Source organism: Brachybacterium sp. HMSC06H03 (assembly GCF_001807385.1).
In the GTDB taxonomy this organism is placed as follows: domain Bacteria; phylum Actinomycetota; class Actinomycetes; order Actinomycetales; family Dermabacteraceae; genus Brachybacterium; species Brachybacterium conglomeratum.
In genome coordinates this window covers 1-6,204 of sequence record NZ_KV788704.1, presented here as the reverse complement: position 1 = coordinate 6,204, position 6,204 = coordinate 1, and the positions used below count along the sequence as shown (strand labels likewise).

7 protein-coding genes are annotated in these 6,204 nt (G+C 72.2%); 6 read left to right on the top strand and 1 reads right to left on the bottom strand.

Annotation, left to right across the window (positions count from 1 at the left end; all coding sequences use genetic code 11):
* Positions 1–586, bottom strand: a 586-nt coding sequence (locus HMPREF3159_RS04535) for a thymidine kinase (RefSeq protein WP_070499871.1), incomplete at its 3' end; no start/stop codon positions are given.
* A gap of 40 nt (positions 587–626) precedes the next feature.
* On the opposite strand from HMPREF3159_RS04535, the gene HMPREF3159_RS04530 reads away from it, so the two are divergent.
* The 6 genes from HMPREF3159_RS04530 (at position 627) to HMPREF3159_RS04510 (ending at position 6,165) form a co-directional block, all read left to right on the top strand.
* A complete protein-coding gene (locus HMPREF3159_RS04530; RefSeq protein WP_070499870.1) occupies positions 627–1,277 on the top strand; it encodes a mismatch-specific DNA-glycosylase in 651 nt (216 codons plus the stop codon).
* A 131-nt stretch (positions 1,278–1,408) separates the two neighbouring features.
* Positions 1,409–1,549, top strand: a complete 141-nt coding sequence (locus HMPREF3159_RS17410) for a hypothetical protein (protein ID WP_168165378.1) — start codon at positions 1,409–1,411, stop codon at positions 1,547–1,549.
* Positions 1,546–2,730, top strand: a complete 1,185-nt coding sequence (locus HMPREF3159_RS04525) for a YeiH family protein (protein WP_070499869.1) — start codon at positions 1,546–1,548, stop codon at positions 2,728–2,730. The genes HMPREF3159_RS17410 and HMPREF3159_RS04525 overlap by 4 nt, the downstream gene beginning before the upstream one ends.
* Positions 2,731–2,904: 174 nt before the next feature.
* The gene (locus HMPREF3159_RS04520) at positions 2,905–4,011 is read left to right on the top strand and encodes a baeRF2 domain-containing protein (RefSeq protein WP_070499868.1); all 1,107 of its coding nucleotides are present in this window, start codon (positions 2,905–2,907) and stop codon (positions 4,009–4,011) included.
* Between the two features lie 229 nt (positions 4,012–4,240).
* Positions 4,241–4,567, top strand: coding sequence for a plasmid stabilization protein (locus HMPREF3159_RS04515; protein ID WP_070499867.1), 327 nt, complete (start codon positions 4,241–4,243; stop codon positions 4,565–4,567).
* Between the two features lie 209 nt (positions 4,568–4,776).
* The gene (locus HMPREF3159_RS04510; RefSeq protein WP_070499866.1) at positions 4,777–6,165 is read left to right on the top strand and encodes a TerC family protein; all 1,389 of its coding nucleotides are present in this window, start codon (positions 4,777–4,779) and stop codon (positions 6,163–6,165) included.
* Positions 6,166–6,204 lie beyond the last annotated feature (39 nt).

The following is a 6,204-nucleotide window of genomic DNA, read 5'->3' as shown; positions in this document are numbered from 1 at the left end:
CGGCGGGATCGCGGTGGGCGCGGCAGCGCGCCCGGTAGGACTCCCCGCCCCCCACCTGCGCGGCGGTCGCGCGCCGGGCGTCGGCCCCGTCGTCGACCAGGCGGATGTGGAAGGCGGCGTCCGCGCCGCACACCGTGCACACCGCGGTGAGCTTCACGACCTCCTCGGCCCGCGCCATCAGCTCCGGCAGCGGGGAGAAGGGCTCGCCGTCGTAGGTGAGGCACAGCCCGGCGACGGCGACGTCGATCCCGGCCTCGAGCAGCTGCTCGAGCACCGGCACGAGGGCGGGACCGAAGAACTGCGCCTCGTCGAGGGCGAGCAGCTCGACCCGGCCCTCGGCGCCCTCGGGCGCGTCCGGCAGCCCTCGCAGCACGTCCGGGTCCTCGAGCATCCGGGCGGGCGTGCTGCGGCCCAGATGGGTGCTGAGCCGGTCCGCGCCGCCGCGGTCGTCGAGGCTGTGGCCGACCACCTCGACGCGCCGACCCGCCAGGCGCGCCCGGTGCACGCGCCGCAGCAGCTCCTCGGTCTTGCCCGCGAACATCGGGCCCGCGATCACCTGCAGTCGTCCTGCCTCCATGGGGCGCATGGGAGCACAGTACGACCGCCGGCCGACATACAGTGCAGGGATGAGCATCCGTCGCCCCTCCCCGCTCGGCGGCCGACGTCCCTCCCGGGACGAGCTGACCGACTTCGCGACCCCCGACCCCGACGCGATCGACGACGTGCTGCCGGACCCGGGACGGGGCGAGGAGCTGCGCCTGCTGATCGTCGGCATCAACCCGGGGTTGTGGACCGCGGCCGTGAACGCCCCCTTCGCCCGGCCCGGGAACCGCTTCTGGCCTTCCCTGCACCGCGCCGGCCTCACCTCCCGCCTCGTGGACGCCTCCCGGGGCCTGGACCCCGAGGACGAGCAGGACCTCCGCACCCGCGGCATCGGGATCACGAACCTGATCGGCCGTGCGACCGTGCGCGCCGACGAGCTGGGGCGCGAGGAGCTGCGCGCGTCCGGCCGCCGCCTCGTCGAGCGGCTCGAGACGCTGCGTCCCCGCACGGTCGCGATCGCCGGGATCACCGCCTTCCGCACCGCCTACGCGCTGCCCCGCGCCCGGCTCGGACGGCAGGACCCCGCCGAGGTCGAGGGCTGGCCGGCCGGGATCGGCCTCCACGTCGTCCCCCAGCCCTCCGGCCTGAACGCCCACGCGACGATCGCCTCCCTCGCCGAGGACTGGCGCGTCGTGGCGGCCGCCGCGGGTGTCCGTCACATGGACGAGATCTGACGGGCGCCTGACAGGACGCGGTCGCGGAGCGAACGTGCTGGTCGCTCGCCGAGACACCACGAGCCGATGTCCTACAGTGCCTCCAGGCCCCAGTGCGTGCGCCGGGGCATCCCGAGACTGGAGGAGGAACGGTGAGCAGCACCGAGCGTCCCGACAACCCCGATGACCACAAGCGGTTCTCCCTCGGCGAGGACTGGATCGCGACGCTCGTGGGGCTCGTACTGTTCGGCGCCTGCATGGCCGGGCTGGTCTCCCCGGAGCTGATCCCGTGAGCGCGACGGAGCGGACCGCCGCCGACGGCGCCGCGGCCGAGGCCTCCGCCCCCTCCCCCGGCCCGGCTCCGCGCGCCGCGCTCGGCTGGACCGTCGCAGGCCTCGTGATCGTGGTGGCCCTGGCCTGGCTGGTCTCGGTGCTCACCGATGCGGTCCCCGAGCTCACCGAGGGCACCGCCGTCGGGAAGGTCGCGAAGTCGATCGAGTACCCGGTCTACGCGATCGCGCTCGGCTTCCTCGGCAACGCGGTGCTGTCCCTGACCGGGGTGCGGCGTCGCATGGCCGCGGCCTTCCGCACCGAGCTGTTCATCAAGGTGGGCCTGGTGCTGCTGGGCGCGACGGTGAACTTCGCGATCGTGGTGCGCGCGGCGGGTCCCGCCGTGCTCCAGGCGATCCTGCTGATCACCGTCGTCTTCGCGTTCACCTGGTGGTTCGCCGGGCTGCTGGGGCTGGACGACAGGCTGCGGGCCCTGCTCGCCTCCGCCCTGTCGATCTGCGGGGTCTCCGCCGCCGTCGCGGCCGCCGGCGCCGTGGAGGCGAAGAAGGAGCAGCTCGCCTACACCGCCACCCTCGTGATCGTCTTCGCGGTGCCCTCGATCTTCCTGCTGCCCTGGCTCGCGGACCTGATGGGGCTGTCCCCCGCGGTCACCGGCGCCTGGATCGGCGGCAACATCGACACCACCGCCGCGGTGACGGCCGCGGGCGCGGTCGCCGGCGAGCAGCCGCTGCAGATCGCCTCGATCGTGAAGGTCACCCAGAACGCGCTGCTGGGCATCGTCGCCGTGCTGCTGACGCTGTACTTCTCCTTCAAGGTCGCCCCCGCCGCCGGCCGGGCCGTCGCCGGCTCCGGCACGCGCCGCGTGGGAGATCGCCGCTCGCTGGCGATGCTCTGGGAGCGGTTCCCGAAGTTCGTGCTCGGCTTCCTGCTCGCCTCGGTCGTGGCGACGGTGCTCGCGGAGTCCCTCCCCGAGGCCGTCCTCGAGCCGCGGCTGGACGCCGCCAAGGAGCTGCAGACCTGGGCGCTGACCCTCGCCTTCGTCTCGATCGGCCTCGAGTTCAACGCCTCGAGCATCAGGGAGTCCGGCTGGAAGCCGATCGTCGTGTTCGCGGCGGCGACCGGCGTGAACCTCGTCGTCGGCCTGGGCCTGGCGCTGCTGCTCTTCCGCGGCTTCACCTTCTGACCGCCCCGCGGGTCGGGAGTCGGAGCGGGCCCCACGCAGGGCAGCGACCCCCTCGGCCCGAACCCGCTTGCGATGCCGGACCCCGCGTGCCAGGGTTGAACGGACCCAGGCGGGGCGAAGAGGCCGAGCTGGGAGCACGGTCGTCCCCGCACGTCGAGCACCTGGAGGTCCACTGTGAAACTGCCCTGGCTCACGCCCGTCCTCGAAGCGACCGGCCCCGTCGTCTCGGTCCACCTCGACACCACCCGGACCGACCCCCATGCCGCCGGCGAGCTCGAGGCCCGCTGGGCGCGGATGCGCTCCACCCTCACGGCCGACGGCGCCCCGCAGGCGCTGCTCGCCCAGATCGAGGAGACTGTGCTCAGCCCCTCGACCCTCGGCGGACGGCAGGGCCGCTCCGTCTTCGGGAACGACGACGGGATCCTCGTGGACCGGGTCCTTCCGGCGCCTCCGCTGAAGGAGTCGGCCCACCGGGGCGAGTTCCCGCAGCTGCTGCCGCTGCTGCAGCTGATCCCCTTCGCCGTGCGCCAGCTGCTGGTGGTCGTGGACCGGGCCGGTGCCGACCTGCACCTGCGAGCACCGGAGAACCCGTCGATCGCCCACGGCCCGAACGGTCTGGGAGAGGACGCGACCGTCGAGGGCGGCCACGACGTCCTCCACAAGGCGAGCGTCGGAGGCGGGCCCCAGCACGGCTGGCGGGCCGACAACTTCGAGGCCCGCGTCGAGGACTCCTGGGAGCGCAACGCCGACGCGGTCGCCGAGGCCGTCGAGCGCGCGCTGCGCGAGCACCGCGTGGACATGGTGATGCTCAGCGGCGACGTGCGCGCGATGGGGCTGCTGCGCGAGGCGCTGGGCCGTGAGACCCGCGACCGGCTCCTGGAGGTCCCCGGCGGCAGCCGCGGTGCCGCGTTGGACCGTGGCCCCTTCCGCGAGGCGCTCACCCGCGCCACCGAGGAGTTCATCGCCGCCCGGCAGCGGGACCTCGAGGGCCGCTTCCGCGAGAGCCAGGCGCGTGACGGCGCCTCGGTGGGCGGCGTGACCGAGGTCGCCCAGGCGATCGGCCGCGGCCAGGTCGAGGAGCTCGTGTTCGTGACCGGCGGGGAGCCCGCCGGGATCGAGGAGCTGCTGCGCACGGCTCTGGCCATCGACGCCTCGGTCTCCGCCCTGCAGGAGGACGCGCTCGGGATCCCCGAGGGCGTCGGCGCGCTGCTCCGCTGGAAGGACGAGGCCACCCCGTCCAACAGCATCGGGTCGATGTCCGGGGACCGCGCGCGCGAGTGAGCTGCGCGAGTGAGCGTCGCCGGCCGACGGGGAAGCCGTCCCCGTCGGCCGGCCCCGCCTCCCGCAGGGGCGTTCCGGGCCGTCCGGTACCCGGGTCCGGGCTCGACCGATCGGTCCCCGATCTCGACATCGGCCCGCTGTGCGACAGCATGGACGTGCCGGTCATCTCCGGCACGGCGACCGCTCCGATCGGAGATCGCAGACGCACGACGGAGAAGGAGGAGCAGTCATGCCCGAGGCATGGAGCGCGAAGCGCGAACGCCAGTTCCAGCACATCAAGGACAGCCAGCTCGACAAGGGCGTCCCCGAGGACGAGGCCGAGGAGATCGCGGCCCGCACGGTGAACAAGACCCGCGCCCAGGAGGGAGAGTCCGAGGAGGCCAGCCGGACCTCGCTCGAGGACAAGTCCCCGTCCGAGCGGGGCGGCGAGCGCTCGCACAGCGGCGCGAAGGGACGCACGAAGGAGCAGCTCTACCAGGATGCCCGCCGCCAGGGCGTCGAGGGCCGCTCGGAGATGGACAAGGACGAGCTGGAGGACGCGGTCGACGACCGCTGACGGCCGCTCGCGCGCTGAGAGGCGCGACCCAGCCCCCTCCCAGGCGCGCATCACCCGCGTGTAGACTCGGCGATGGCAACGGGGGAGTATCCGCCACGCTGCGCACGTCATCACGGGAACCACCGAACGGGCCCCCGGGCGCAGCGGCCTGTCAGAGGTCATGACAGGTGGAGAGACCCGGGATCGTCTCACGACCCGGAAGGTCCTCCATGACCGTCTCCCCCCTGATCTGGGCCGTCACCATCATCGTGGTGCTCGGGCTCCTCGCCTTCGACTACATCTTCCATGTGCGCAAGGCGCACATCCCCACCCTGCGCGAAGCGGCTGTGTGGTCCGCGCTCTACGTCGGCATCGCGCTCGCCTTCGGCGTGCTGGTCCTCGTCTTCGGCGGTGTCGACATGGGCACCGAGTACTTCGCCGGGTACGTCACCGAGAAGGCCCTCTCGGTCGACAACCTCTTCGTCTTCCTGATCATCATCGCCGGCTTCTCCGTGCCGCGCGAGGACCAGCAGAAGGTGCTGCTGTTCGGCATCACCTTCGCGATCATCGCGCGCTCGGGCATGATCGCCCTCGGCGCCGCCGCGATCGACAACTTCTCCTGGGCCTTCTACCTCTTCGGCGCGATCCTGCTCTACACGGCGATCAAGATGATCGTGGACGAGCTGAAGGGGGACTCCCACGAGGACTCCGAGGGCGTCTTCGTCCGCCTGGTGAAGAAGGTCCTGCCCGCGACCGACGAGTACGACGGCGACAAGTTCTTCACCATCGAGAACGGCAAGCGCGTCCTCACCCCGATGCTGCTGGTCATGATCGCGATCGGCGCGACCGACATCCTCTTCGCGCTCGACTCGATCCCGGCGATCTTCGGCCTCACCCAGAACACCTACATCGTGTTCACTGCGACGGTGTTCTCCCTGCTGGGGCTGCGCCAGCTGTACTTCCTCATCGACGGGCTGCTCGACCGCCTGGTCTACCTCTCCTACGGCCTGTCGATCATCCTCGCCTTCATCGGCGTGAAGCTCGTCGTGCACGCGCTGCACGAGAACGAGCTGGGCTTCATCAACGGCGGCGAGGCCGTGCACGCGATCCCGGAGATCACCACCGCCTTCTCGCTCAGCGTGATCATCGGCGTTCTCACGGTCACGGTCCTGGCCTCCCTGCTGTCCCCGAAGGGACGGGCACAGGCCGCGGTGAACAACGCCCATCACGAGGCCCGCGCCTATCTCGAGATGACCTACCGCTCCTTCGAGGAGCAGCGGGACGCGATGTACGAGAAGATGCTCGCCCACGAGAAGATCGTCGACGGCCTGCCCGCGAAGTACGAGGACATCGTCGTGGCCGAGCACAGCGTTCGCGAGCTCCTCGCCGACGCCCACCGCGTGCACGAGGCGCGGCTCGCCTTCAACGAGCGGGGCGAACGCTCCGACGAGCAGCCGGACGGCCTGCTGGTCACCCACCCCGACGGCACCGTCGCGACCGATCCCGGCGGCACGGTGATCACCCTCGCCGAGGAGAAGGAGCTGCGGGAGACCAAGGAGGCCAAGCGCCGCGCCCGCGAGCGGGCGCGCGCCGAGCACGCCGAGGCGCGCAGGGGCTGACCGGGCCACCCCATCGGGTGGACCGGCCCCGCTGACCCC

Bases quoted from the DNA above. Each gene is read 5' to 3' on its own strand.
- HMPREF3159_RS04530 (WP_070499870.1), top strand. From the start codon at position 627: ATGAGCATCCGTCGCCCCTCCCCGCTCGGCGGCCGACGTCCCTCCCGG.
- HMPREF3159_RS04510 (WP_070499866.1), top strand. From the start codon at position 4,777: ATGACCGTCTCCCCCCTGATCTGGGCCGTCACCATCATCGTGGTGCTC.
- HMPREF3159_RS04515 (WP_070499867.1), top strand. From the start codon at position 4,241: ATGCCCGAGGCATGGAGCGCGAAGCGCGAACGCCAGTTCCAGCACATC.